Source organism: Comamonas brasiliensis (genome assembly GCF_018292285.1).
Lineage (GTDB): Bacteria > Pseudomonadota > Gammaproteobacteria > Burkholderiales > Burkholderiaceae_C > Comamonas > Comamonas brasiliensis.
Genome location: NZ_JAANES010000007.1, coordinates 125,858 through 150,258, shown reverse-complemented (window position 1 = coordinate 150,258; position 24,401 = coordinate 125,858). Strand labels below are relative to the sequence as shown.

The following is a 24,401-nucleotide window of genomic DNA, read 5'->3' as shown; positions in this document are numbered from 1 at the left end:
ATGGGCTTTGGTTTGAGGGCAAAATCGGGACCTGGTGCGTACAAGTTCTAAGGAGCCGCTGGCGTTGCTGCGACAGCAGCAGCGCCGACAAAAAGGCTGCCGGATACGCCTTCAAGGATAACCAAAACGTCATGACCGAGATTGCCCACGCTTCGTTTGAAATTACCGTCCAGCCCAGCGGACGTGCTTTTGCCACTCAGGGCGCTGAAACCATTCTGGCTGCGGCGATTCGTACCGGCGTCGGCCTGCCCTACGGCTGTAAGGACGGTGCTTGCGGCTCCTGCAAGTGCAAGAAGCTCAGCGGCGAAGTCAGCCACGGCACGCACTCGGACAAGGCTTTGAGCGCCGAGGAGGAAGCCAGCGGCTATGTGCTGACCTGCTGCGCCACACCCCACAGCGATGTAGTGCTGGAGTCGCGCCAGGTCACGGACGCCAGCTCCTTCCCCATCAAGAAGATGCCCGTACGCGTGGCTACGCTCGAAAAGAAGTCGCATGACGTGATGCAGGTGCGCCTGCAATTGCCGGCCAGCGAGAAGTTCCAGTACCACGCAGGCCAGTACGTGGAGTTCATACTGCGTGACGGCGCCCGCCGAGCGTATTCCATGGCCACCGCGCCTCATGTACAGGAGACGGCGCCCGGCATCGAGTTGCATATCCGTCACATGCAGGGCGGCAAGTTCACCGACCATGTCTTTGGCGGCATGAAGGAAAAGGAAATCCTGCGTGTGGAGGGCCCGTTCGGCAGCTTCTTCCTGCGCGAGGACTCGGACAAGCCCATCATCCTGCTGGCCTCGGGCACGGGCTTTGCCCCCATCAAGGCACTGATCGAGCATATGCGCCACAAGGGCATCAACCGCCCCATCACGCTGTACTGGGGCGGCCGCCGCCCCTCCGATCTGTACGACGCCAGCTGGATTGCCGAGCACACGGCCACCATGCCCCAGTTCAGGTATGTCCCCGTGATCTCCGACGCCCTGCCCGAGGATGCCTGGACAGGCCGCACCGGCTTTGTCCATCAGGCCGTGCTGGACGACTTTGCCGACCTGTCCGGCTATCAGGTCTATGCCTGCGGTGCCCCCATCGTCGTGGATTCGGCTCGCGCCGCTTATACCAGCGAACGCGCCCTGCCTGCCGAAGAGTTCTACGCTGACGCCTTCACCTCCGAAGCGGACAAATAAGAGCGCTGTTTTTCGCAAACCCCGATGCATTCCATGACGCATTAGGGTTTACGCGCAATTTTCTTGCACAAGTAACCGCCAGCTCCGGAGCCGATGCAATTTTTTGCACAATAGAGCTCTATGAACCGTAGAAACAGCCTTCTCTCGGTCATGGCGGCCGTTGCTGCCTTGGCCTCTCCCCTCTCCCAGGCCCAAGAACCCATCCGTCTGATCGTGCCCTATGCGCCCGGTGGTCCGCTGGACATCACCTCCCGCGCTCTGGCAGAGCGGGTGCGCGATTCTCTGGGCGTCGTCATCATCGACAACAAGGCCGGTGCCGGTGGCAATATCGGCGCCGATGCCATTGCCAAGGCCCAGCCCGACGGCCTGACCATAGGCCTGGCCGCCACGGCCACGCATGCCGTCAACCCCTGGCTCTATACCAAGATGCCCTATGACGCGGGCAAGGACTTTGCCGGCATCACCCAGATGGTGCGCGTGCCCAATGTGTTGGTGATGAATGCCGCCAAGGCCGAGCAGCTCAAGATCCATAGCGTGGCCGATCTGATCACCTACGCCAAGGGCCATCCCGGCAAGCTCAACTACGGCAGCGGCGGCAATGGCTCCGCAGGCCATCTGGCCGGCGAGATGCTCAAGCAAAAGGCCGGCATCTTCGCCCTGCACGTACCCTACCGTGGCGCCAACCCCGCCCAGCTGGCCCTGCTGTCTGGCGAGGTGGACTTCAATATCGACAACCTGGCTGCAGCTGCGCCCAATATCAAGAGCGGCAAGCTGGTGGCACTGGCGGTGACTTCGCTCAACGCCTCGCCGCTGCTGCCCGGTGTGCCCGCGCTGTCCAAGACCTACCCCGGTTTTGCCATCGACACCTGGTGGGGACTGGTTGCCCCGGCCGGCACCCCCAAGCCGGTGCTGGACAAGCTGAGCAAGGCCTTCAATGATGCCCTGCACGCACCGGAAACCAAGACCCGCTTTAACGCCCTGATGGCCGAACCCGTGGGCTCCACGCCTGCAGAATTCGACAAGTTCATGGCCGCCGAGCGCGCCAAGTACCAGCCCATCGTCAAGGCCTCCGGCGCCAAGGTCGACTGACGGGCTCTGGCACGGATAAAAAAAGCCCCGGCAGCCTGACGGCCCCGGGGCTTTTTTAGGTGGTTTCAGCCTCAATCGCTTGCCAGGCAAGCGCAAGAAGCTATCAAATCTGAACTACGCTGACTGCTCTATCCACCAGCCCTGACCCAGGCTGCGTTCTATGCCCTGATCTGCCACGGCCTGCAGCTGTTCGGCGCTCACGCAGCCGGGCGCAATTTCGGCCAGTGGCACCAGCACAAAGGCGCGCTGCCACATGCGCGGGTGGGGAAGAATCAGCTCGGGAGCCTGCGACTGCCTGTCGCCCCATAGCTCGATATCCAGATCCAGCGTGCGCGGTGCATTGCGGTAGGGGCGCTCGCGTCCGGCCTGCAGCTCGATCGCCTGCAGCGCATGCAGCAGACTCAGCGGCTCCTGTTCGGTGCGCAGGAGTGCCACCGCATTCAGATAGTCAGGCCCGGAAGAATCAATGGGTTTGCTGCTGTAGAGCGAGGACACGGCCAGCAGCTCGGTCCGGGCCAGCCCGGCCATCGCCGCCACGGCCCAGGACAGGGTCTGGCGCGCATCGCCCAGATTGGCCCCGAGACCGACGGCAACCGTATCGGCCGCCAGGGCAGGCGGTCTATTCATCGCCACCCGCGGTAGGAGCAGCGCCAGCGGATGGTTTGCGACGACGGCGGCGGCGCTTTTTGGGCGCGGCGGCATCGCCTTCTGCGGCGACCTGATCCAGCGGGCTGTCCTGGTCGCCTTCGGCTTTTTTCTTCGCTACGCGATGCACCTTGGGTGTCGTTTGCTGCTGGGCGCGCTGGCGGGCACGCTGCTCGTCGCGGGCCTGGGCAATCAGGTCATCGCGCTGGGCATCATCGGCCTGCTGGAACTCCTGCCACCAGCTGGCCAGGCTTTCCTCAACCTCGCCGATATCGGCACGCAGGCGCATGAAGTCAAAACCGGCCCGAAAGCGCGGCTGCGCCACCATGGAGTGCGGGGTGGCACCGGTGCGCTTGTCAAAGCGTGGCTGCATGACCCAGATCTCGCGCATATCGGCAGCCAGCTTGCCCCGGCCTGAGACATCGCCGATACGCTGATCGAACACCTCGTCGATCGACTCCTGCAGTGCAGGGAAAGGGTGATAGCTCTTGGCCAGACGCTTTTCCCAGCCCTGCTTGACGTCCTGCCACAGCACGCAGGCCAGCAAGAAGCTGGGCGCCACAGGCTTGCCTTCGGCCACGCGGCGGTCGGTATCCATCAGTGCGGCCTGCACGAAGGGATGGTCGGCGCGCTCCATGACCACGTCCAGCAGCGGATAGATGCCGCGCGACAGACCCAATTCCTTGAGCTGAGCCACCGAGGCCAGCGCGTGACCGGTCTGCAGCAGCTTGAGCATTTCGTCGAACAAGCGGCTTTGCGGCACTTCCTGCAGCAGCGGCTCGCACTCGACCAAAGGCTTGGCGGTCTTGGCTTCGAGCTTGAAGCCCTTGCTGCTGAGCTTGGCGGCAAAGCGCACGGCACGAATGATGCGTACCGGGTCTTCACGGTAGCGCGTGGCCGGATCGCCGATCATGCGCAGCACCTTCTTCTTGGCATCCGCAATGCCGCCGTGATAGTCGACCACGATCTGTGTCTCGGGGTCGTAGTACATGGCGTTGATGGTGAAGTCGCGGCGCGTGGCGTCCTGATCCTGCGGGCCCCAGACGTTGTCGCGCAGAACGCGGCCGCTGGCATCCACGGCATGTTTCAGCCCTGCGAGCTGATTCTTGCTGGTACGTTCATTGCCGCTGACCTGCTCGGCCGCACTGTTGTCCAGAAAGGCCCGGAAGGTGGACACTTCGATGACTTCGTTTTCACGGCCGCGGCCATAGACCACGTGCACGATCCGAAAGCGCTTGCCGATGATGAAGGCGCGGCGAAACAGATTCTTGACCTGCTCGGGCGTGGCATCGGTGGCCACGTCGAAATCCTTGGGGCGCAGGCCCAGCAGCAGGTCGCGCACGGCGCCGCCGACGATATAGGCCTCGTGGCCAGAGCGCTTGAGCGTCTGCACCACGTCGATGGCGCGACGGTCCACCAGGTTCGGGTCTATGCCATGCACCTGAACCGGCACTTCCTCACGCTTGCCGAACTTGGGCTTGCGCGAGCGGGGAGCTGCGGGCGCCTTGCCCAGCAGCTTGTCAATAATGGTCTTGATCATGGTGCTTCGCTAAATAGGTCCACGATGCGCCAGCCGCGTTCCTCGGCCAGGGCACGCAAGCGCGCATCGGGGTTGGTGGCCACCGGGTGATCCACTTTTTCAAGCAGCGGCACATCGTTCATGGAGTCGCTGTAGAAGGTCGCCTCGACGTCCTCCCAGCGCAGGCCGCGCTGGGTCAGCCATTCGGTCATGCGCACGACCTTGCCCTCGCGCATATTGGGAGTGCCGGCGATCTCGCCGGTGAACCAGCCGCTGCCATCACGCACCAGCTCGGTCGCCAGCAGATGATGCACGCCGAAGGCCTGGGCGATGGGACGCGTCACAAACTCGTTGGTGGCCGAAGTGATGACCACGGTATCGCCCGCATCCAGGTGCTGCTGCACCAATGCCAGGGCGGCAGGCTTCATGGCGGGGCGAATCACTTCGTCCATGAAACGCTGGTGCGCAGCCGTGGCCGCTGCCTCGCCGCGCTGAACCACGGCAGCCGTGGCAAAGCGCACATAGTCGGGGATGTTGAGACGGCCGGCCAGATAGTCGTCAAAAAAGGCATCGTTCTGGCGCCCGAACTCCTCGCGGTCGCACCAGCCGATGGCGATGGAGAACTCGCCCCAGCCATGGTCGGAGTCCAGCGGCAGCAGCGTATGGTCCAGGTCAAACAGGGCCAGCCTGGGCTTGATAGCCAATTCAGAAGTCGACATTCAAATCCAACAAAAAATGCTGTGGCATGGCCAAAGCGGGGAGCGTGACCGGAGGCCTCACTCGGTTTCCAGCATGGTCTTGAGCAGCGGGATGGTGATGGCGCGCTTGTTGCGCAAGGCAAAACCGTCCAGCATGTCCAGCAGCTGCATCAGCGAGCCCAGATCGCGAGAAAAGCGCCTGAGCATGTAATCCATCACTTCGTCGCTCAGAAACACGCCACGGGCATCGGCTTCCTGACGCAGCACGGCACGCCGTGCCGACTCGTCGAGCAGATGCAGCTGATAGACATGACCCCAGCCAAGACGGGTGCGCAAGTCCTCACGCATCTTGAGATCGGCGACTGGCAGCTGGCCCGCAGCCAGCACCCAGCGCGGCAGGCCGGTGGCGGGACTGGTGGCATTCACAAACCAGTTGAAGGCACGCGCCTGCTGGAACGGTGTGTAGATATCCACATCGTCCATGAGCACGGCGGCCCAGCGCTCGTCGAACTCGGGCGGGAATGGCGTGGATGCATCCATCCAGCCCACCATCGCGCCTTGCTCGCGCAAAGCTTCTCGCACCGCCTTGAGCAAATGACTCTTGCCGGACCCAGCCTCTCCCCAGAGATAGGTGGGCACAGGCGTGCGCGACTGCTGCAGCTGACCATCGCCCACCCAGTGACGCAGATGATCGATCAGCGCAGCATTCGGGCCGACGAAGAAACGCGCAAGCGTCGGGCCGGGCGCCATGCTGATATCCAGAGCCAGCTGCTTCATCTGCGACATACGCGCAGCGCCCCCTTTCCTGGGCATTCAACAGCCCATGCGGCGAAATCTGGCAGGAGATTCATCAGCATCAATGGTGGAAGATACAAAGGCCCGGACGCGCATTTAGATCAGGCCCTGCAATATGCCCTAGCGTGATCACTCGGTAACAAAAGCACCAATTTTAGTCTGCACTCGCAGCCCCCGAGCGGCTTCGGGCTGATTTTGCCTACTGCCGTTGTTGTAGTCAGACCATGAATGCTCCAGCAAAACCCTTTGACGCATGTCCGGCCGCCCCCGCTGCACGGGCAAGCGCCGTAGAATCCCGGGGTTTCCGCCCAGCAGGGCGCCCCCGCACCGGATCCATCGATGAGCTCTTCCGCACCCTCCTCTACTCCCATTTCCTACAAAGACGCCGGTGTTGACATCGACGCAGGCGACGCCCTGGTCGAACGCATCAAGCCCCTGGCCAAGAAAACCATGCGCGAAGGCGTGATGGCCGGCATCGGCGGCTTCGGCGCCCTGTTCGAGGTGCCCAAGCGCTACAAGGAGCCCGTGCTGGTGTCCGGCACCGACGGCGTGGGCACCAAGCTCAAGCTGGCCTTCGAGTGGAATATGCACGACACCGTGGGCATCGACCTGGTGGCCATGAGCGTGAACGATGTGCTGGTGCAAGGTGCCGAGCCCCTGTTCTTCCTCGACTACTTCGCCTGCGGCAAGCTGCATGTGGACACGGCCGCTGCCGTGGTCGGCGGCATTGCCAAGGGCTGCGAGCTGTCCGGCTGCGCGCTGATCGGTGGTGAAACCGCCGAAATGCCCGGCATGTACCCCGATGGCGAATACGATCTGGCCGGCTTTGCCGTCGGCGCGGTCGAGAAGTCCAAGATCCTCAGCGGTCAGAACGTCAAGCCCGGCGACGTGGTGCTGGGTCTGGCTTCGCACGGCGTGCACTCCAACGGTTTCTCTCTGGTGCGCAAGTGCATCGAGCGCGCCGAAGCCCAAGGCAGCCTGCCCGAGACCCTGGACGGCAAGCCCTTCAAGGCCGCCATCATGGAGCCCACACGCCTGTATGTGAAGAACGTGCTGACCGCACTGGACAAGCACCCCATCAAGGCCCTGGCCCACATCACCGGCGGCGGCCTGCTGGAAAACATCCCCCGCGTGCTGCCCGAAGGCACGGCGGCCCATCTGAAGGCCGGCAGCTGGCCCCAGACCGAGCTGTTCGCCTGGCTGCAAAAGACTGCTGGCATTGACGATATCGAAATGAACCGCACGTTCAACAACGGTATCGGCATGGTGGTGGTGGTGGCGGCCGAAGACGCCGAAGCCACGGCAGCCACACTGGCCGAGCTGGGCGAGAAGGTCTTCAACATCGGCGCCATCACGGAAATCGGCTCCGGCAAGCCCGTTGAAGTGCGCTAAGCAGGTCTTCATCACAGCCCCTCTACCCCGAGCCTGAATGACGCAGCATTTGCCCGCCCCCATCACTACGCAACCGGGTGCCTCACCCAAGGTCATACTGGCCAGTTACATATTGATGGGAGCAGCACTGCTGCTCGTCATGCATCAGGGGATTCTTCCCGGACTGCTGTGCGTATGCGTGGGTTTCATGCTGACCCGCGCCCTCTCTCGCCTGCTGTCCCGGCTCAATCCTCGCGCCTTTGCCCGCAATCAGCTGCCGCACTGGGCCCAGGTGGTGGCGACCACCGTCGTGATTCTGGCACCCCTGGCCCTGCTCAGCGGCGCCCTCTCACAGACCCGCACCTACATCACCGAGGCACCTGCCCAGTACAAGGAACTGCTGGACTACCTGGCGGCCACGGTGCTGGAGCTGCGAGAGAAACTGCCCTCGGACATTGCCGACCAGTTGCCTGACGGCGCCCAGGAAATTCAAAGCAAGCTGGCCGGCTATCTGGCCGCCAAGGCCGGCGTGCTGGCCACTGCAGGCCGCGCCTGGCTTACCGGCCTGCTCTACGCCTATGTCGGCCTGATCATCGGCGCTCTGGCCGCCGTGCGCCCCATCGCCACGCGCCACCCGCCGCTGGTGCAGGCCCTGCAGCAGCGCATCGGACACTTTGCCCTGGCCTTCAAGCAGATCGTGGCCGCCCAGTTCTGGATCGCCGCCTTCAACACCTTGCTGACCTCCATCTTCCTGCTGGCCATATTGCCGATCTGGAAGCTGCAGCTGCCCTACACCCCCGCGCTGATCACGCTGACTTTCATCGCCGGCCTGATCCCCATCGTCGGCAACCTGCTGTGCAACGCCGTACTGACGCTGGTCGGCCTGTCGGTGTCGCCCGTGGCCGCAGCCGCCTGCCTGGGTTTCCTGATCCTGATCCACAAGGCCGAATACGTGATCAACGCCAAGGTCGTGGGAACGCGCACACACATGGGCGTATGGGAGCTGCTGGCCGTGATGTTCGTGGCCGAGTCTGTCTTCGGCCCCGCCGGCCTGGTGGCAGCGCCGCTGTTTTATGCCTATCTCAAGAAAGAGCTGGAAGCCGCACAGCTGGTGTAGGCCGGCAGCTTTCAGCCAGCGCGGCGCAGCCGGGCGATGGTCTTGACGATGTAATCGGCCTCCTGCCCTTGCGCAGCGGGCGCATAGCGCTCCAGATCCGATAGCGCTCTTTCAACCACCCCCCATTGGGCATAGGCCATGCCTCGGTCCCGGTACAGCTCTTCACGACCGGGCTGCAGCAAAATCAGGCGATTGAGCACGGCCACCAGCATGGGCCAGTCCTTCTGGACCTGATGAATCTCCTGCAGATTGCGCAGCATGCGCGCCACGACATCACGCGGATGGGCTGCCTGCAGATACAGACCCAGCGGCGGCGCATCGTCGGGCGTTATGCCTGCCTGATCGAGAAACGGCTGCAGGCGCTCCGCCAGCGCACTTGCGGAATAAGAATCGCCCGTCAGCGGGTCCTGCACCACCTGGCCCTGCGGCAGCATGGCCTTGACCAGAAAATGCCCCGGAAAGCCTATGCCCTCCACCGTCAGACCGATGCTGGCAGCCAGTTCCAGCCAGATCAGCGCCACGCTGATGGGAATGCCGCGCCGCGTCTGCAGCACATGGTGGATATAACTGTTGGCGGGGTCGTAGTAGTTGTTGAGATTGCCGGCAAAGCCCAGCTCGCCATAGAAGAACTTGTTGAGCGCACTGAGCTTGTGCAGGCCATCTTCCTCACCAGCCAGACGCTGCACCAGACGCACCTGCAGCCTGTCCAGATCGGCCTGCACGGCCTGCAGGTCAAGATCAGGCTCGGCATCCTGGGCAATGCTGATGGCCGCTTCCATCAGGGCAAAGTTATCGTCGCTCTGCACCAGGGACGCAAAATACTGCAGGGCCGTGGGGTACTCGTCAATCGTCCAGCTCATAAACCGGTTTGTAAGCCGCCTTGGCAGGCCACGCAAGCGGAATGCCCTTGATACGCCTGTAAAAACTGCGCTGGCCGCTCACTTTTCCAATAGCAGCGCGAGCTCTAGCGGCGCAGCAACTGGCGCAGATTCAGGCCTGACAACCTCAGGGCGCCGAAGTAGAGCACGGCGGCCCCGGCCATCATGGCGGCCAGCAGCGCTGCACGCAGCAAGCCATTGCTGCGCAGACCCACCCAGTCGAAGTGCTGACTGCCCCAGAGCAGCAGCACCGCCAGCAAGGCACTGGCAGCGATCACCTGCAGGATGAACTTCAGCCACCCCGGTCCGGGCCTGTAGGTGCCGCGACGCAGCAGGCCGATGAGCAGCCAGGTCGCATTGACCAGCGCAGCCAGGCCGATGGACAGGGCCAGACCCGTGTGCTTGAGCCAGGGAACCAGCACCAGATTGAGCAACTGCGTGATGACCAGCACCACGATCGCGATCTTCACGGGCGTGCGGATGTCCTGGCTGGCGTAGTAGCCGGGCGCCAGCACCTTGATGGCCACCAGGCCCAGCAGGCCGGCGCCGTAGCCCATCAGCGCCAGGGCGATCTGTCCCACATCGCTGTCATGCAAGGCGCCACGATGGAACAGCGTGGCCACCAGCGGCGTGGCGAAGGTCAGCAGGCCCACGGCGCAGGGCACGGCCAGCAGCACCACCAGTCGCAGCCCCCAGTCCAGCATATTGGAGTAGCGCTCGCCGTCACCGGCCGCCTTGGCGGACGCCAGCTGCGGCGTCAGCACCACACCCAGGGCCACGCCCAGCAGGGACGTGGGAAACTCCATCAGACGGTCGGCATAGAACAGCCAGGTCACGCTGCCGGGTGCCATATAGGAAGCTATCTGGGTGTTGATCATCAATGAAACCTGGGCAACGCCAACCCCCAGCAACGCCGGCCCCATCAGCGCCAGGATACGGCGCACGCCTGCCTCGTCCCAGGCTGCGCGAATGGCTGCAGGCGAAAAGCCGATCCGGGGCATCAGCCCCATGGAGCGCAGCGCAGGAATCTGCACCGCCAGCTGCAGTACGCCGCCCAGCATCACGCCGCCGGCCATGGCGTAGATGGGCTCTATACCCTGCTTTTCGAACCAGGGGGCTCCCAGCAGAGCCGTCACGATCATGCTGAGATTGAGCAGCACTGGCGTGGCGGCCGATACCGCGAACTTCTTCCAGGTATTGAGAATGCCTGCCGACAGCGCCACCAGCGACATGAAGCCGATATAGGGGAACATCCAGCGCGTCATCACCACGGCGGCGTGATAGCCGTCGGGCGACTGGCGCATGCCGCTGGCCAGCAACCAGACCAGCAGCGGAGCGCCGATCACGCCCAGCACGCAGACCACCAGCAGCGCCCAGAACAGCAGGGTTGCGACATGACTGATCAGGTGGCGCGTGGCCTCCTCGCCATCCCGGGTCTTGCTTGCGGCCAGCACCGGCACAAAGGCCTGACTGAAAGCGCCCTCGGCGAACAGACGGCGAAAGAGATTGGGAATTCTGAAGGCGACATTGAAGGCGTCGGTCAGCGCATTGGCGCCGAACATGGAGGCCATGAGCAGATCGCGTACCAGCCCCGAAATACGGGAGGCCAGCGTCAGAAGAGATACGGTGGAGGCGGCTTTGAACAGTGACACGCAGCGAAGTGTATGCGTTCATGCCAAGCGCTGCAGGCTGATTTGCGGCGCTTTTCACTCTGTAGCAATCCAGCGATCTCAAACCAGACACGGCCCAACACAGAGACATCGAGCAAGGGCCGCCCCGCCGCGAGGATGTCGCCCCCCTTAAAGGGGGAAGCGGCAAAGCCGCACAGGGGATGATACAATCCATGGTTTTGCTGACATCATCCTCAGACACACAAGGAAATAAATCATGGCAACTAAAGCCAAAAAGAACCCCCGCCTGGCTTCTGGCCGCAAGCGCGCCCGCCAGAACGTCAAGCTGAATGCTGCGAACACTTCGCTGCGTTCCAAGTACCGTACTGCTGTCAAGAATGTCGAGAAGGCTGTTGTGGCCGGCGACAAGACCAAGGCAGCTGAACTGTTTGCCAAGGCTCAGTCCGTGATCGACGCGATCGCCGACAAGGGCATCTTCCACAAGAACAAGGCAGCTCGCGATAAGAGCCGCCTGTCCGCCAAGGTCAAGACCCTGGCTCTGGCTGCTTAATACCAGCCTCCCTCAAGCACGGATGACTTCGGTCATCTGCCGTTTGTAACGGGTGCGCTGTCAGCAAAAACATCAAAACCGCCTTAGGGCGGTTTTTTTGTTGTCCGCGCTCGACAGATGACTGATTGATCAGCGCATGCGCACACCGCCTCCCCTCTAGCACAAAGCGCCCTAATACGAATTGATTAGCGTCAGATTTTGACTTCCCTAGGACAATCCCCAGGTCGGGGAGTCTCATGTCTTTTATAGGACTTGCCCCGTATCTTCGCAAAAAGCCTGCTGCCTGCCCGCAGGCTTTTTTGATACTCAAGTCTAGAAAAAGTCATGAAAAAGTCGATCAAAGCAGGACTGGGAGCCGTCGCGGCCCTGGTCCTGGCCGCGCTATTGTTTTTATTTTGGCCAATATTTCCTCGCTCCGTCCCCAAGGCCGAGAACGAGCAGCCCGTCGATGTGGTGATGGTGGGCGCCGGTGTGATGAGCACGACGCTGGCCACCTACCTGCAGGAGCTGCAGCCCGACTGGAAGATCGAGGTCTTCGAGCGCCTGGACGGCGTGGCCCTGGAAAGCTCCAACGGCTGGAACAACGCCGGCACCGGCCACTCGGGCTTTGCCGAACTCAACTACACGCCCCAGCTGCCCGATGGCAGCGTGGAAACCAAGCGTGCCGTGGGCATTGCCGAGCAGTTCGAGGTCACACGCCAGTTCTGGGCCCACCAGGTCGGCCGCGGCCACCTGCAGTCGCCCGAGACTTTCGTGAACGCCACGCCTCATATGAGCTTCGTCTGGGGTGATGACAACATCGCCTTCCTCAAGAAGCGCCAGCAGGCCCTGGTCCAGAACCCGCTGTTCTACGGTATGGAGTACTCCGAAGACCAGGCACAGATCAAGAAGTGGGCCCCGCTGATGATCGAAGGCCGTGATCCGGCCCAGAAGATCGCCGCCACCTACATGCCCCTGGGCACCGACGTGAACCATGGCGTCTGGACCGAGCAGCTGATGGCCTCGCTCCAGAAGGGCCCCAACTTCCAGCTGCACCTGCAAAGCGAAGTCTCGGCCCTGCGCCAGAACGCCGACAAGACCTGGAACGTGACCGTGGCCGATCTGGCCAAGGGCGGCCAGGAAAAGACTGTCAAGGCCAAGTTCGTCTTCGTCGGTGCCGGCGGTGCTGCACTCAAGCTGCTGCAGGCCTCGGGCATCCCTGAATCCAAGAACTACGCCGGCTTCCCCGTGGGCGGCCAGTTCCTGGCCATCGAGAACCCCGAGCTGGCCAAGCGCCACGACGTCAAGGCCTACGGCATTGCCTCCACCGGCTCGCCTCCCATGTCCGTGCCCCATCTGGACGCCCGCCAGCTCGACGGCAAGCCCGTGGTGCTGTTCGGCCCCTTTGCACTGGCCACCACCAAGTTCCTCAAGAACGGCTCCTGGTGGGACCTGTTCTCCTCGGTCACCCATGACAATCTGATGGGCATGCTGCGCGTGGGCATCCACAACCTGGATCTGGTCCAGTACCTGATGCAGCAGGCCGAGCTGACCGACGCAGACCGTCAGGCCGTACTGGCCCAGTACTTCCCCGAAGCCAAGCGCGAGGACTGGAAGCTGGTCACCGCCGGCCAGCGTGTGCAGATCATCAAGCGCGATCCCGAAAAGGGTGCTGTGCTGCAGTTCGGCACCGAAATCGTGGGCTCCGAAGACGGCAGCATTGCCGCCCTGCTGGGCGCCTCGCCCGGTGCCTCGACCGCTCCCCACATCATGCTGAACCTGCTCAAGAAGTCCTTCCCCGAGCAGATGGCCAGCGCCGAGTGGAAGAGCCACATCCAGCAGATCGTGCCCTCCTACGGCCGCAAGATCAACGAGGATGCCGCCTATACCAACGAGATCCGCCGGATGACCAGCTCGGCCCTGAAGCTGCCCTATGTGGATGTTCCTGCCGATCTGGGCAAGAAGGCCGAAGCGGCTCCCGCGCCTGCCGCAGCTCCTCAGAACCCCACCCAGCTGAACAAGGAAATGCAGGCGCTCTAAGCCTGGCTCTCCCCGCACCGGCCCGCCGGTGCCCACCCCGCCGGCCTGTGCCGCGCGGGGTTTTTTCTTGCACAGCCCGCCGCTTGGGGCTCTGCAGCCTCCTTCACCCCATGCACCAGCCACTGACTCACGCACCGATAGGCCGCGCCCTGCTGCGTTTTTCCCTGCCCCTGTGGGGCGGCTATGTGCTGCAGTCGCTCAATACCTCGGTCAATGCCTTCTGGATCGGACGCCATCTGGGCGAGAGCGCACTGTCTGCGGCCGTGCATGCCAACAATCTGCTGTTCGCACTGATCGCTCTGGTCTTCGGTATCAGCCAGGCCGCCAATCTGCTGGTGGCTCAAGCCGTGGGCGCGGGCCGCTGGGCCCTGGCCCGCCGCATCACAGGCACCAGTGCCAGCCTGTTTCTGGGCATATCCCTGCTGATGGCCGCCCTGGGCTGGCCGCTGGCCGCTCCCATGCTGGGCGCCATGGGGGCCGAGCCTGCCACCGCCGCGCTGGCCGTGGATTATCTGAGAGTGCTCTTTCTCGCGCTGCCGCCCATGCTGCTGCTGATCTTCGTGGCCGCCGTGCTGCGCGGCACGGGCGACAGTCGCACGCCTTTCGTGGCCCTGCTGGGCGTGGCGCTGGGCGATGCACTTCTCAACCCCTTGTTCATCTTCGGCGCCGGCCCCCTGCCCGGCCTTGGCATGGCAGGCTCGGCACTGGCCACCCTGGTGGCTAACAGCCTGGGCCTTGCGGGCCTGCTGGCCTGGCTGCGCTGGCAGCGCCTGCCGCTGTGGATAGGCTGGCGCCAGCGCCGCCATTGGCGGCCTGTGCCCGAGCTGCTGCGCTGCCTGGTCATCAAGGGCCTGCCGATGGGGCTGCAAATGCTGGTGGTCTCGCTCTCCCTGGTGCTGATGCTGGCCCTGATCAACACCCATGGCACCCAGGTTTCGGCCGCCTACGGCGCGGCCCTGCAGCTATGGGCTTATGTGCAGATGCCGGCCATTGCGGTGGCCTCGGCCTGCACCACCATCGCCGCCCAGAACGTGGGCGCCGGTCACTGGTCGCGCGTGGCGCGCACGGCGCGTGCCGGCGTGGCCTGCCACCTGCTGCTGACCGGCGCCTGCGTGGCCCTGGTGCTGGCCTGCGACCAGTCCGTGCTGGCCCTGTTTCTGCCTGAGGGCAGCACGGCTCTTGAGCCCGCGCGCCACCTCAACCGCATCGTGCTGGGCTCGTTCGTGCTGCTCGGCGTAAGCAGCGTGCTGGCCGGCGTGGTGCGTTCCACAGGGGCAGTGCTGGCTCCTCTGGTCATCCTGGCCCTGGCGCTGTGGGGCCTTCGCCTGCCTCTGGCCTGGGGGTTGCAACCTCTGTGGGGGCAGGATGCGCTGTGGTGGAGCTTTCCGCTCAGCGCGCTGGCATCCATGCTGCTGTCCATCGCCTACTACCGCTGGGGCCCGTGGCGCCGGTCACGGCTGCTGGACGACACGACAGCGCAGAACTAGCCCCGCCCGCAGCACACGGATACAAAAAAAGCTTCCCGTGGAAGCCTTTGTCGTTTGCGCGGCGCCCCTTGGCACCTGAAAAATCACTTCTTGCCGGCTGGCAGCTTGTCAGGCAGCAGGCAGGCCTCGGCCACTTGCAGATCGTTGTCCTTGGCGAAATTCAGGCAGAAGTCCCAGGCCATGGGTTCGTAGTCGCGCAGATCCCGGTTGATGACCACGCATTTGGTGCCGTTCATCACCGTGGGCACGCACCAGGGAGAGTAGCTCAGATGGCTTCCGGCGCAGGCACCACCAGGGCGAAACTGACTCATGACACCGGCCAAGCGCTCGGCCCAGTCGCTGGGTCGAAAGGTTTTTCCGGCATGGGTCATACCCATGATGAACAGTTCTTTGCTGGAAGGGGTAACCATCAAATATTCGCCAAAAAGATCCGGCAACCAGGCGGGATCCCCGCCAACATGCCTAAACGAGCATTCTAACTCTTGTATAAGAGCCATGCTGTCAACCCCACAATGGCGTAGGTTGATTGCATGGCAGCGATGCGCAATCCGCAATGTTGGGGTTATCCGGGCACTCTAGAATCAAAGCTCTCATTTTTCAGGTGCCGCCGTGCACCGTTGACCTTCCTTCTCAGGAGATTCTTGCAATGACCGCTTTCATCGAGGCAGCTTCGCCCCACGTTATGCCCACTTACGGCCGCGTACCCATCGCGCTGGAGCGCGGCCAGGGCTGCCGCGTTTGGGACGTGAACGGCAAGGAATATCTGGATGCGCTGGGCGGCATCGCCGTCAACACCCTGGGGCACAACCACCCCAAGCTGGTGCCCGCGCTGCAGGATCAGCTCGCCAAGCTGATCCACACCTCCAACTACTACCATGTGCCCGGCCAGGAGACCCTGGCCAAGCTGCTGACCGAGCGCTCGGGCATGACCAATGTGTTCTTCTGCAACACCGGCCTGGAAGCCAACGAGGCGGCCATCAAGATCGCCCGCAAGTACGGCGTGGACAAGGGCATCGCCAAGCCAGAGATTGTGGTCTACGACCATGCCTTCCATGGCCGCTCCATCGCCACCATGAGCGCCACGGCCAACCCCAAGGTACGCAACGGCTTTGGCGATCTGCTCGCCGGCTTCACCCGCATCGCACCCAATGATTACGAAGCCCTGATCGACGCGACCGAAGGCAACCCCAATATCGTCGCCATCATGATGGAGCCCATTCAGGGCGAAGGCGGCCTGCACCCCATGCGCGCCGACTACCTCAAGAAGGTGCGCGAGCTGTGCGATGCCAAGGGCTGGCTGCTGATGATGGACGAGGTGCAGGCCGGCATGGGCCGCACCGGCAAGTGGTTTGCCCACCAGTGGGCCGGCATCACCCCCGATGTGATGACCCTGGCCAAGGGCCTGGGCTCGGGCGTGCCCGTGGGTGCCGTGGTGGCGCACAAGGCGGCTGCCGAAGTGCTCAAGGCCGGCAACCATGGCTCCACTTTTGGTGGCAACCCGCTGTCCATGCGTGCCGGCGTGGAAACCATCCGCATCATGGAGGAAGACGGCCTGCTGGCTCATACCACGGAAGTGGGCGAATATCTGAAGGCTAAACTGCAAGCTGAACTGGGCAGCCTCGAAGGCTTTGTCGAAGTGCGCGGACAGGGTCTGATGATTGGCGTGGAGCTGACCAAGCCCTGTGGCGAGCTGATTGGCCAAGCCGCAGAAGCCGGCCTGCTGCTGAGCGTGACCGCCGACACGGTAATTCGCCTCGTGCCGCCGCTGATCCTGAGCAAGCCCGAAGCCGATGAAATCGTCGCCAGGCTCAAGCCCCTGGTTCAAGCCATCCTGGCCGCCTGATCCTCAAGGAATACTGCATGAAGCATTACCTGCAATTTAGCGACTTCACCGCCGACGAATACGACTACCTGCTGGAACGCGCAGCCCTGATCAAGAAGAAATTCAAGGGCTACGAAAAGCACCACACGCTGACCGACCGCACCATGGCCATGATCTTCGAGAAGGCCAGCACGCGCACGCGCGTGAGCTTCGAAGCCGGCATGTACCAGCTCGGCGGCTCGGTGGTCCATCTGACCACGGGCGACAGCCAGCTGGGCCGCTCCGAGCCCATCGAGGACAGCGCACGTGTCATCAGCCGCATGACCGATCTGGTCATGATCCGCACCTTCGGTCAGGACAAGATAGCGCGCTTTGCCGAGTACTCGCGCGTGCCCGTCATCAACGGTCTGACCAACGAGTTCCACCCCTGCCAGATCCTGGCCGACATCTTCACCTTCATCGAGCACCGCGGCTCGATCAAGGGCAAGGTGGTGGCCTGGGTGGGTGATGGCAACAACATGGCCAACACCTGGCTGCAGGCCGCCGATCTGCTGGGCTTCACGGTCCATGTCAGCACGCCCGGCGGCTACGAGGTGGACGAGCAGCTGGCCTTCAACGGCAAGCCCGTCAATCCCGGCTGCTACAAGGTGTTCAAGGACCCTCTCGAAGCCTGCAAGGGTGCCGATCTGGTCACCACCGATGTCTGGACCAGCATGGGCTACGAGGCCGAGAACGAAGCGCGCAAGAAGGCTTTTGCCGACTGGTGCGTGGACGCCGAGATGATGGCCTCGGCCAAGGCCGATGCCCTGTTCATGCACTGCCTGCCCGCCCACCGCGGCGAGGAAGTGGAGGCCGAAGTCATCGACGGCCCCCAATCCGTGGTCTGGGACGAGGCCGAAAATCGCATGCATGTGCAAAAGGCACTCATGGAGTACCTTTTGCTCGGTCGCGTGGACTGATGGCGCAGACATCGGTCCACATGGCGGCTCGCCAGAGCCGGCATGCGATTGCGGCGCAGGCTCATACCCGCTTTGCGGGTGTGAAGCGGCAGCATGCCGCGTGCCAAAGCCAAAATCGCATGCATGTGCAAAAGGCGCTCATGGAGTACCTGCTGCTGGGCCGCCAGCCAGGCTGATTCGCCGCGTCCGGGCTCATCTGCATACCTTCACCTCCATGCACCTGAGCCACATCACATCCCCACACCGCCAGCGGGCCCTGCGCCAGCTGGCGGTGTTTCTGTTTCCGCTGCGCCCCACCCAGGGCGATGCGCGCTACGGCCAGCGCGGCGGCCTGCTGGCGCTGCGCCAGCCCCATATGGCACGCCACACGCGCGTGCCATCCGTCTTCGGCCCGCGCAAATCCTTTGCCGCGCGCGTGCGGGCGCTTTATGTGCGCATTCACACCTTCTATCTGAAGTTTCTTCAAGGCCACACCTAGTGGCCCGGCACCGGAAGCCGCAGGCAGCCCTGCGCGCCGGCTTCTTCCCTCGACCTCCAACAGCCGTCCTCACCCGAGGAGGACGGCGTGACCCCGATGCCTGAATCCTTGAAGAAACACGATGTCCGAATCCGTCCACCCCTGCCTGAACTGTGGCGCCTGCTGCCAGAACTACCGCGTGGAATTTTCCATTTACGAGCTGCAGTCCATGGGCGGCACTGTCCCCGACGAGCTGGCCCATGAAGTGCCCGGCAAGGGCAACCGCGCGCGCATGAACGGCACGGAACGTCACCCGGTGCGCTGCGTGGCGCTGCGCGAGCTGCCCGAGGTCGGCGCAGGCTGCATAGGCTGCGGCATCTACGAACAGCGCTCGCGCCCCTGCCGCGACTTTCCGTTTGCCTCCTACGGCTGCCACGACACGCGAGAGAAGTTCGGCCTGTCGGCACTCAGCGACGAGGAAGTCCAGCCCTGGCTGGAAGCCGCCTGAGCTTTCGACAAACCAACAGGCGCTATCAAATAAAAAGCTGCCTGCGCTTGCCACTTAAGCATTTCAGATACAAAAGCATCTGAAATTCAGAGATGACAAGCGCAGGCAGCTATGTTTTTATGTAAGGTCGGTATCCGCCTCAAGCCTTGCGCGTATCCGAGCAGCTATCGCCGCCACAGGCACTGCAACCGCCGCAGCTGCCGCTCTTGGCTGCCGGAGCCAGCGAAGGATGAGCCCGCGTCAGCCTGCGGCGCAGACCGGCCGGCATGAAACGCCAGGCCAGCGATACGGCGGCCACCAGGACGATGGCGCCCACTATCAGTTCCTGCCACATAGACAATCCTTTCTCAACCCCAGCCCAGGGCCACGGCGACGCGATAGGTCACGAAGCTGGCCAGATAGGCCAGACCAAACAGATAACCGGCCATCAGCAGCGGATAACGCCAGCCATTGGTTTCGCGCTTGACCATGGCCAGTGTGGAAATGCACTGGGGCGCAAACACGAACCAGACCAGCAGCGACAGCGCAGTCGCGATCGACCAGCTGCTGGCGATCAGCGGGCTCAGTTGCTGGGCCATGGCGTCATCGCCCACGGCCGACAGCGCATACACCGTGCCGAGCGCACCCACCGCCACCTCGCGCGCGGCCATGCCGGGCACCAGCGCAATGGCGATCTGCCAGTTGAAGCCGATGGGCGCCAGCACCACTTCCAGCGCACGGCCGATCTGGCCCGCGAAGCTGTAGCGAATCGCACCTTCGGTCACTCCCTCGGGGGCGCCGGGGTAGCTGGAGAGGAACCACAGCACGATGCTGACGGTCAGGATGATGCCGCCGACGCGGCGCAGGAAGATCATGGCCCGCTCGTACAGACCCAGCACCAGGCTGCGCAGGCTGGGGATGCGGTAGGAAGGCAGCTCCATCAGCAGCGGCGTGCGGGTCTTGACCTTGGCGGCCAGCTTGCCCACCCAGGCCACGGCCATGGCACTGACGATGCCTCCCACATAGAGGGCAAACAGCACCAGGCCCTGCAGATTGAAGAATCCGGCCACGGTCTGCTCGGGGATGAAGGCACCGATCAGCAGCGTGTACACGGGCAGCCGTGCCGAGCAGGTCATCAGCGGCGCGATCATGATGGTCAGCAGACGGTCGCGCCAGCTCGAAATCGAACGCGTGGCCATGATGCCGGGCACGGCGCAGGCAAAGCTGGACAGCAGCGGAATGAAGGAGCGTCCGGACAGGCCCACGCTGCCCATGATGCGGTCCAGCAAAAAGGCGGCGCGCGGCAGATAGCCCGAGTCTTCCAGCACCAGGATGAAGAAGAACAGAATCAGGATCTGCGGCAGAAAGACCACCACCGAGCCGGTGCCGGCGATCACGCCGTCGACCAGCAGACTGCGCAGCACACCATCGGGCATCACGCCATGCACCCATTGGCCGAAGGCGCTGACCAGGCCTTCAATGCCGTCCATCAGGGGCTCGGCCCAGCTGAACACGGCCTGGAACATCAGGAACAGCGTCACCACCAGCAGCAGCGTGCCCCACAGCGGGTGCAGCACCACGGAGTCGATGCGATCGTCACGCTGCGTGGGAGCTGCGGGCTCCTGCACGGTCTGGCGCATGATCTCGGCCACCTGCTGGTGCAGGGCCAGCAGTTGGGCGCGCGAGTTGCTGCCCGTCACGGGCTTGAACTGGCCTTCGAGTGTCGGAGCCTTGAGCTGTCTGGCCTGATCGCTGTCCAGCCAGGCCAGCAAATCCTTGGCGCCGGACAGATGTACGCCCACGCTCTCCACCACGGGCACGCCCAGCAGCTCGCTGAGCTTGGCCTTGTCGATGACCAGTCCCTGGCGACGCGCCATATCGCTCATATTGAGCACCACCACCATGGGCAGGCCCAGGGCGCGTGCCTCCAGCACCAGACGCAGGTTCAGGCGCAGATGGGTAGCATCGGTCACGCAGACCAACAGCTCGGGCGGCGCTTCGCGCGGGTGCTGACCCTTGACGATGTCGCGCGTGATGCGCTCGTCCTCGCTGTGCGCATCCAGGCTGTAGGTGCCGGGCAGGTCCAGCACGCGCACGCGGCGCTTGCCGGGCGTGCTCAGCCAGCCTTCCTTGCGCTCCACGGTCACGCCTGCGTAGTTCGCCACCTTCTGGCGGGCGCCGGTCAGCAGATTGAACAGCGCCGTCTTGCCGCAATTCGGGTTGCCCAGCAGCGCGGCGCGCAGGGGCGCCTGCTCCGCAGCTTGAGGGCTCATCATGGTGATCTGGGATTCGCGCGCGTTCATGCTGCGGCCTCCAGCTGCACCAGTACCTGGGCCGCCTCGTGGCGGCGCAGGGCAAAAGTCGCCTGACCTATGCGCACGGCCAGCGGGTCGGGGCCGGGAAAGCCGGTGGCGACGACGCGCACGGACTCGCCAGGCAGAAAACCGATTTCCATGAGTCTGAGCAACAGGCTTTCATCCTCGCCTTCGGAGGAAGCCAGATCCACCACCCGGGCTGGCTGATTCACCACCAGCTGATCCAGGCCCATGACGGGCCCGGTTGCGGCGGCCGTGGCTGCAGCGCTGGAAGATGGCACGCCGGATTCAGACGCTTGAACTGAAAAAGCATTCATGGACGAAGTAACTGACACTGCCTCAGACCTCGCCGAGGGGGACTGCAAAGAACTCATAGCGCATTATTAATTGATTTTGATTCTCATTTTCCATTTACTGTAGGCGATTGGTGCACAACGGTGGCGAATTGACACCAGCAGCATGGATTATTGGGCGGGTATTGCGCAACGCGGTTGACAAATCGGCAGCCCGGCACAACCCAAGGATTTGCACAGCTGCGAAAATCACCGCCCCACCGGAAAAATTCCGCCTCTCCCATGACTCATCCCTGCCTTAGCTGCGGCGCCTGCTGCGCGTCCTTTCGTGTCGACTTCTCCGTGCACGAGTCCCAGGAGCATGGCGGCAGCGTCCCCGCAGGACTGGTCGAGGAGGTCACCGACTACACCTGCCGCATGCGCGGCACGGACTGGGCCAGGCCGCGCTGCGCCGCCCTGGTGGGCAAGGTGGGAGAGAAGGCCTATTGCGGTATCTATGAATGGCGCCCCTCGCCTTGCCGCGAGTTCGCCGCGGGCTCGGATGCCTGCAACCGCGTGCGTCGGCGCCACCAGCTGCCTGTGCTGGAAAGCGGCCTGATCTAAGACGAAGAGTCCTGGCCAGATCCGTGCATCAGGCGTCCTGCTCGATCAGCACCACGCCGATATTGTCCTTGCCGCCTGCGGCATTGGCCGCTTCGATCAAGGCCTCCTGCAATCGCGCCAGCGGCAGGTTTTCATCGAACAGGGATTCAAGGCTGGCGTCGCTGAGCATATCCGTCAGGCCATCCGAGCACAGCAAAATGCGATCCCCCTGCTGCAGCAGCCAGTGACTAAGCTCCGGCTCCACCTGGGGCATCACCCCCAGGGCTCTGGTCACCAGATGGCCGTAGCGCGAGGTCCTGGCATCTGCCTCGCTGATCAGGCCGGCATCGATATCCTGCTGCACCAAAGAATGATCCCGCGTCAGGCGCTGCAGCCGGCCGGCACGCCAGGCATAGGCCCTGGAGTCGCCCAGATGGGCGATCAGCACCTCGCTCGCCAGCACCAGGGCGGCCACCACCGTGGTGCCCATGCCGCTGCAACCGGGTGTAGACTGCGCGGCCGCATAGATGGCCGTATTGGCCATGTGCAGAGCATCCGTCAGCTCGCACTGCGCAGCCAGCATGGATTCATCGGCAGCCGGGCCGTGCTGCACGCTGGTCGTGATCAGCTCCACGGCCATCACGCTGGCCACCTCGCCCGCGTTATAGCCGCCCATGCCGTCGGCCAGCACGGCAACCGGCCAGGGCCGGGCCTGCGGCTCCAGCCCCACCGAGTCCTCGTTATTGCTGCGCTGGCGCCCCATATCGGCACGCCCCACCATGCGTACGGCCGGCCAGATTCGGGATGGGCTAGAAGCTGCTGCGGATGACATGAAGATGGAGACGGGAAGCTGGAGGGCGGATTCGCGAAAAGCATTCAAGCGTAACGCAAGTCCCCTTCCTGTGTCGGTCGAAAAGAGCCGTTTTGCACTTGTTAACCAAGCCAAGGCGCAATTTTGTTCAATACCCGGGTGAGCCCAGGGCTCAGACTGGCGGCCTCTTGTTTCGGGTTTGCCCATGCTTTCTTCTGTTCTGGCCATGGCCGGATTTGCACTGGCCGGTGCCATCACGCCGGGCCCGGTGAACGTGCTGGCCTTGCGCCATGGCAACGGCCGCGCTGTGGCCGCCTTCTGCTACGTGCTTGGCGCCAGCGTCAGCTATGCCGTCATCGTCTGGCTGATGGGCCAGAGCGGGCAATGGCTGCTCAAGCAGCCAGAGCTGCTGCGCTGGGCGCCGCGCGTCTGTGCGGCCTATCTGCTCTGGCTAGCCTGGCAGCTGGCAAAGGCCCCCGGGGCCCATGGACAGGCGGCCAGGGAGAGCGCCCCCGCATCGCTGCCGGTCGGCCCAGGCGGAGCATTTGTGCAGGGCATTGCGATTCAAAGCCTCAACCCCAAGGCCTGGCTGGTGGCGCTTTCGGGCATCGGCATGTTTGTGGCCCCGCTGGCTGCGCAGCAGGTTTCGCTGCCAACCGCCTTGCTGCTGTTTTGCGCCGTCTCCTTGCTGGCCTGCCTGCTCGGCGTCGGCTGCTGGGCCGCGCTGGGCCACGCACTGACCCGGTGGCTGAGCACGCCATTGCGCCAGCAGCGACTGAACCAGGCCCTGGCCATGGTGCTGGTGGCAAGCGTAGTCAGCATGCTGGCATGATGACGCTGCCATGCCAGCCCCCAGCCACCGCTTCCACCGCCACCCGGCCCTGCCCTGGGTCGAGCTGCGCATCAGCCGCCAGTCCTGCTACAGCTACCGGCTGCATGCACATGCGCAGTACTCCATAGGCATTGTGGATGAAGGCGAGACCCTGTTTCTTCACGACGATGGCCCAGAGACTCTGAGCGCGGGCAGCGTGGTGCTGATCGAGCCCGGCCACTGGCATGCCTGCAACCCCGAGACATTGCAGCCCTGGTCCTACCGCATGCTGTTCGTACAGGCCGACTGGGTGCATGAGCGGCTCGGTGTCGGCGCCCTGCGCTTTGCCCGGCGCGCGCTGCACGAGCCTGCCATCTCGCGCTGGGCCGACAGTCTCTGCCAGCCCCTTGCCCGCAGCGCCACGGACTCCGACCTGCAGCAGCACGGGCAATCGCTGGCGGATTTCCTGCAGCTGCTGGGCCACGCTGCCGACTCCGCTGCCCCAGTGCCGCAGCCCGCCGATGCAGTGCTTCCCGCGCTCCAGCACATGCACCGCAGCCCCGAAGACGAGACCAGCGTCCAGGCCCTGGCCCTGCGCTGCGGCATGAGCCCGAGCCGTTTCATCCGCCGCTTCAGGGCCGTCACCGGCGTCACGCCCGGGGCCTACCGCCTCAACCTGCGGCTCAATGGCGTGCGCCATCTGCTGGCCCAGGGCGAGCCCCTGGCCTCGGTCGCGCAACAGATGGGCTTTGCCGACCAGGCCCATATGCAGCGCGCCTTCAAGGCCCATCATGCGCTGACGCCCGGCAACTACGCCAGAATGCCGCGCTGAGCCGGCTGGGCCTGCGCCAAGGACATTCGCCGCCACGCCGCTGCAGCCGGTCATT

Annotated in this window: 25 protein-coding genes; 14 read left to right on the top strand and 11 right to left on the bottom strand. The window is 63.8% G+C overall.

Annotation, left to right across the window (positions count from 1 at the left end; genetic code table 11):
• The first annotated feature begins 131 nt into the window (after positions 1 to 131).
• A complete protein-coding gene (locus DJFAAGMI_RS23220) occupies positions 132 to 1,178 on the top strand; it encodes a CDP-6-deoxy-delta-3,4-glucoseen reductase (protein WP_211459513.1) in 1,047 nt (348 codons plus the stop codon).
• Positions 1,179 to 1,298: 120 nt separating this feature from the next.
• Positions 1,299 to 2,267, top strand: a complete 969-nt coding sequence (locus DJFAAGMI_RS23215) for a Bug family tripartite tricarboxylate transporter substrate binding protein (protein WP_003052626.1) — start codon at positions 1,299 to 1,301, stop codon at positions 2,265 to 2,267.
• 114 nt (positions 2,268 to 2,381) lie between these two features.
• Here the strand turns inward: DJFAAGMI_RS23215 and folK are convergent, their stop codons facing one another.
• The 4 genes from folK to hda are packed head-to-tail and all read right to left on the bottom strand — an operon-like array spanning position 2,382 to position 5,906.
• Entirely contained in the window at positions 2,382 to 2,894 is a 513-nt protein-coding gene (gene folK / locus DJFAAGMI_RS23210) for a 2-amino-4-hydroxy-6-hydroxymethyldihydropteridine diphosphokinase (RefSeq protein WP_211459511.1), read from the bottom strand.
• On the bottom strand, positions 2,887 to 4,452 hold the full coding sequence (gene pcnB, locus DJFAAGMI_RS23205; RefSeq protein ID WP_211459508.1) for a polynucleotide adenylyltransferase PcnB: 1,566 nt from the start codon (positions 4,450 to 4,452) through the stop codon (positions 2,887 to 2,889). The genes folK and pcnB overlap by 8 nt, the downstream gene beginning before the upstream one ends.
• On the bottom strand, positions 4,449 to 5,150 hold the full coding sequence (locus DJFAAGMI_RS23200; protein WP_043006895.1) for an HAD family hydrolase: 702 nt from the start codon (positions 5,148 to 5,150) through the stop codon (positions 4,449 to 4,451). Before DJFAAGMI_RS23200 ends, pcnB begins: the two co-directional genes overlap by 4 nt.
• Before the next feature lie 57 nt (positions 5,151 to 5,207).
• Entirely contained in the window at positions 5,208 to 5,906 is a 699-nt protein-coding gene (hda, locus tag DJFAAGMI_RS23195; protein ID WP_003070849.1) for a DnaA regulatory inactivator Hda, read from the bottom strand.
• 357 nt (positions 5,907 to 6,263) lie between these two features.
• On the opposite strand from hda, the gene purM reads away from it, so the two are divergent.
• A complete protein-coding gene (purM, locus tag DJFAAGMI_RS23190) occupies positions 6,264 to 7,316 on the top strand; it encodes a phosphoribosylformylglycinamidine cyclo-ligase (protein WP_043006897.1) in 1,053 nt (350 codons plus the stop codon).
• Positions 7,317 to 7,353: 37 nt separating this feature from the next.
• Positions 7,354 to 8,412 (top strand): AI-2E family transporter, encoded by a 1,059-nt coding sequence (locus DJFAAGMI_RS23185; protein ID WP_043006899.1) that lies wholly within the window; start codon positions 7,354 to 7,356, stop codon positions 8,410 to 8,412.
• An 11-nt stretch (positions 8,413 to 8,423) separates the two neighbouring features.
• Here the strand turns inward: DJFAAGMI_RS23185 and DJFAAGMI_RS23180 are convergent, their stop codons facing one another.
• Positions 8,424 to 9,272: a SirB1 family protein gene (locus DJFAAGMI_RS23180; RefSeq protein WP_043006901.1), complete on the bottom strand. Its 849-nt coding sequence runs from the start codon at positions 9,270 to 9,272 to the stop codon at positions 8,424 to 8,426.
• Between the two features lie 104 nt (positions 9,273 to 9,376).
• Positions 9,377 to 10,942 (bottom strand): murein biosynthesis integral membrane protein MurJ, encoded by a 1,566-nt coding sequence (gene murJ, locus DJFAAGMI_RS23175; protein WP_211459506.1) that lies wholly within the window; start codon positions 10,940 to 10,942, stop codon positions 9,377 to 9,379.
• Positions 10,943 to 11,177: 235 nt separating this feature from the next.
• On the opposite strand from murJ, the gene rpsT reads away from it, so the two are divergent.
• From rpsT to DJFAAGMI_RS23160, 3 genes are all read left to right on the top strand, one after another.
• Positions 11,178 to 11,471: a 30S ribosomal protein S20 gene (gene rpsT / locus DJFAAGMI_RS23170; protein WP_003052598.1), complete on the top strand. Its 294-nt coding sequence runs from the start codon at positions 11,178 to 11,180 to the stop codon at positions 11,469 to 11,471.
• Between the two features lie 324 nt (positions 11,472 to 11,795).
• Entirely contained in the window at positions 11,796 to 13,490 is a 1,695-nt protein-coding gene (mqo, locus tag DJFAAGMI_RS23165; RefSeq protein WP_211459505.1) for a malate dehydrogenase (quinone), read from the top strand.
• Between the two features lie 110 nt (positions 13,491 to 13,600).
• The gene (locus tag DJFAAGMI_RS23160; protein ID WP_211459503.1) at positions 13,601 to 14,977 is read left to right on the top strand and encodes an MATE family efflux transporter; all 1,377 of its coding nucleotides are present in this window, start codon (positions 13,601 to 13,603) and stop codon (positions 14,975 to 14,977) included.
• Positions 14,978 to 15,060: 83 nt separating this feature from the next.
• Here DJFAAGMI_RS23160 and DJFAAGMI_RS23155 read toward each other — a convergent pair whose 3' ends face one another.
• The gene (locus DJFAAGMI_RS23155) at positions 15,061 to 15,387 is read right to left on the bottom strand and encodes a DUF3579 domain-containing protein (protein ID WP_003052588.1); all 327 of its coding nucleotides are present in this window, start codon (positions 15,385 to 15,387) and stop codon (positions 15,061 to 15,063) included.
• Between the two features lie 236 nt (positions 15,388 to 15,623).
• Between DJFAAGMI_RS23155 and DJFAAGMI_RS23150 the strand changes: the two genes are divergently transcribed.
• The 4 genes from DJFAAGMI_RS23150 to DJFAAGMI_RS23135 all read left to right on the top strand — a co-directional run bounded on the left by DJFAAGMI_RS23150 (position 15,624) and on the right by DJFAAGMI_RS23135 (position 18,723).
• Positions 15,624 to 16,820 (top strand): aspartate aminotransferase family protein, encoded by a 1,197-nt coding sequence (locus DJFAAGMI_RS23150; protein WP_211459501.1) that lies wholly within the window; start codon positions 15,624 to 15,626, stop codon positions 16,818 to 16,820.
• Between the two features lie 17 nt (positions 16,821 to 16,837).
• Positions 16,838 to 17,758, top strand: coding sequence for an ornithine carbamoyltransferase (gene argF, locus DJFAAGMI_RS23145; RefSeq protein WP_043006915.1), 921 nt, complete (start codon positions 16,838 to 16,840; stop codon positions 17,756 to 17,758).
• Positions 17,759 to 17,972: 214 nt separating this feature from the next.
• On the top strand, positions 17,973 to 18,236 hold the full coding sequence (locus DJFAAGMI_RS23140) for a hypothetical protein (RefSeq protein WP_167011224.1): 264 nt from the start codon (positions 17,973 to 17,975) through the stop codon (positions 18,234 to 18,236).
• A 121-nt stretch (positions 18,237 to 18,357) separates the two neighbouring features.
• On the top strand, positions 18,358 to 18,723 hold the full coding sequence (locus DJFAAGMI_RS23135) for a YkgJ family cysteine cluster protein (RefSeq protein ID WP_034353569.1): 366 nt from the start codon (positions 18,358 to 18,360) through the stop codon (positions 18,721 to 18,723).
• A gap of 139 nt (positions 18,724 to 18,862) precedes the next feature.
• Here the strand turns inward: DJFAAGMI_RS23135 and DJFAAGMI_RS23130 are convergent, their stop codons facing one another.
• From DJFAAGMI_RS23130 to DJFAAGMI_RS23120, 3 genes are read right to left on the bottom strand one after another with little or no spacing between them, the layout of a single operon-like run.
• Entirely contained in the window at positions 18,863 to 19,057 is a 195-nt protein-coding gene (locus DJFAAGMI_RS23130; protein ID WP_211459499.1) for a hypothetical protein, read from the bottom strand.
• Between the two features lie 13 nt (positions 19,058 to 19,070).
• On the bottom strand, positions 19,071 to 21,005 hold the full coding sequence (gene feoB / locus DJFAAGMI_RS23125; RefSeq protein WP_211459497.1) for a ferrous iron transport protein B: 1,935 nt from the start codon (positions 21,003 to 21,005) through the stop codon (positions 19,071 to 19,073).
• Positions 21,002 to 21,334 carry a FeoA family protein gene (locus tag DJFAAGMI_RS23120; protein ID WP_019042650.1) on the bottom strand — a complete coding sequence of 111 codons (333 nt, stop codon included), beginning with the start codon at positions 21,332 to 21,334 and terminating at the stop codon, positions 21,002 to 21,004. The genes feoB and DJFAAGMI_RS23120 overlap by 4 nt, the downstream gene beginning before the upstream one ends.
• A 258-nt stretch (positions 21,335 to 21,592) precedes the next feature.
• On the opposite strand from DJFAAGMI_RS23120, the gene DJFAAGMI_RS23115 reads away from it, so the two are divergent.
• Positions 21,593 to 21,913 carry a YkgJ family cysteine cluster protein gene (locus DJFAAGMI_RS23115; RefSeq protein ID WP_211459495.1) on the top strand — a complete coding sequence of 107 codons (321 nt, stop codon included), beginning with the start codon at positions 21,593 to 21,595 and terminating at the stop codon, positions 21,911 to 21,913.
• Between the two features lie 28 nt (positions 21,914 to 21,941).
• On the opposite strand, the gene DJFAAGMI_RS23110 is transcribed toward DJFAAGMI_RS23115, so the two are convergent.
• Complete coding sequence (locus DJFAAGMI_RS23110) at positions 21,942 to 22,673, bottom strand: Stp1/IreP family PP2C-type Ser/Thr phosphatase (protein ID WP_211459752.1); 732 nt, start codon at positions 22,671 to 22,673, stop codon at positions 21,942 to 21,944.
• Between the two features lie 235 nt (positions 22,674 to 22,908).
• Here DJFAAGMI_RS23110 and DJFAAGMI_RS23105 point away from each other — a divergent pair, with 235 nt between their 5' ends.
• Complete coding sequence (locus DJFAAGMI_RS23105; RefSeq protein WP_211459493.1) at positions 22,909 to 23,535, top strand: LysE family translocator; 627 nt, start codon at positions 22,909 to 22,911, stop codon at positions 23,533 to 23,535.
• A gap of 10 nt (positions 23,536 to 23,545) precedes the next feature.
• A complete protein-coding gene (locus DJFAAGMI_RS23100; protein ID WP_211459491.1) occupies positions 23,546 to 24,346 on the top strand; it encodes an AraC family transcriptional regulator in 801 nt (266 codons plus the stop codon).
• Positions 24,347 to 24,401: the final 55 nt, after the last annotated feature.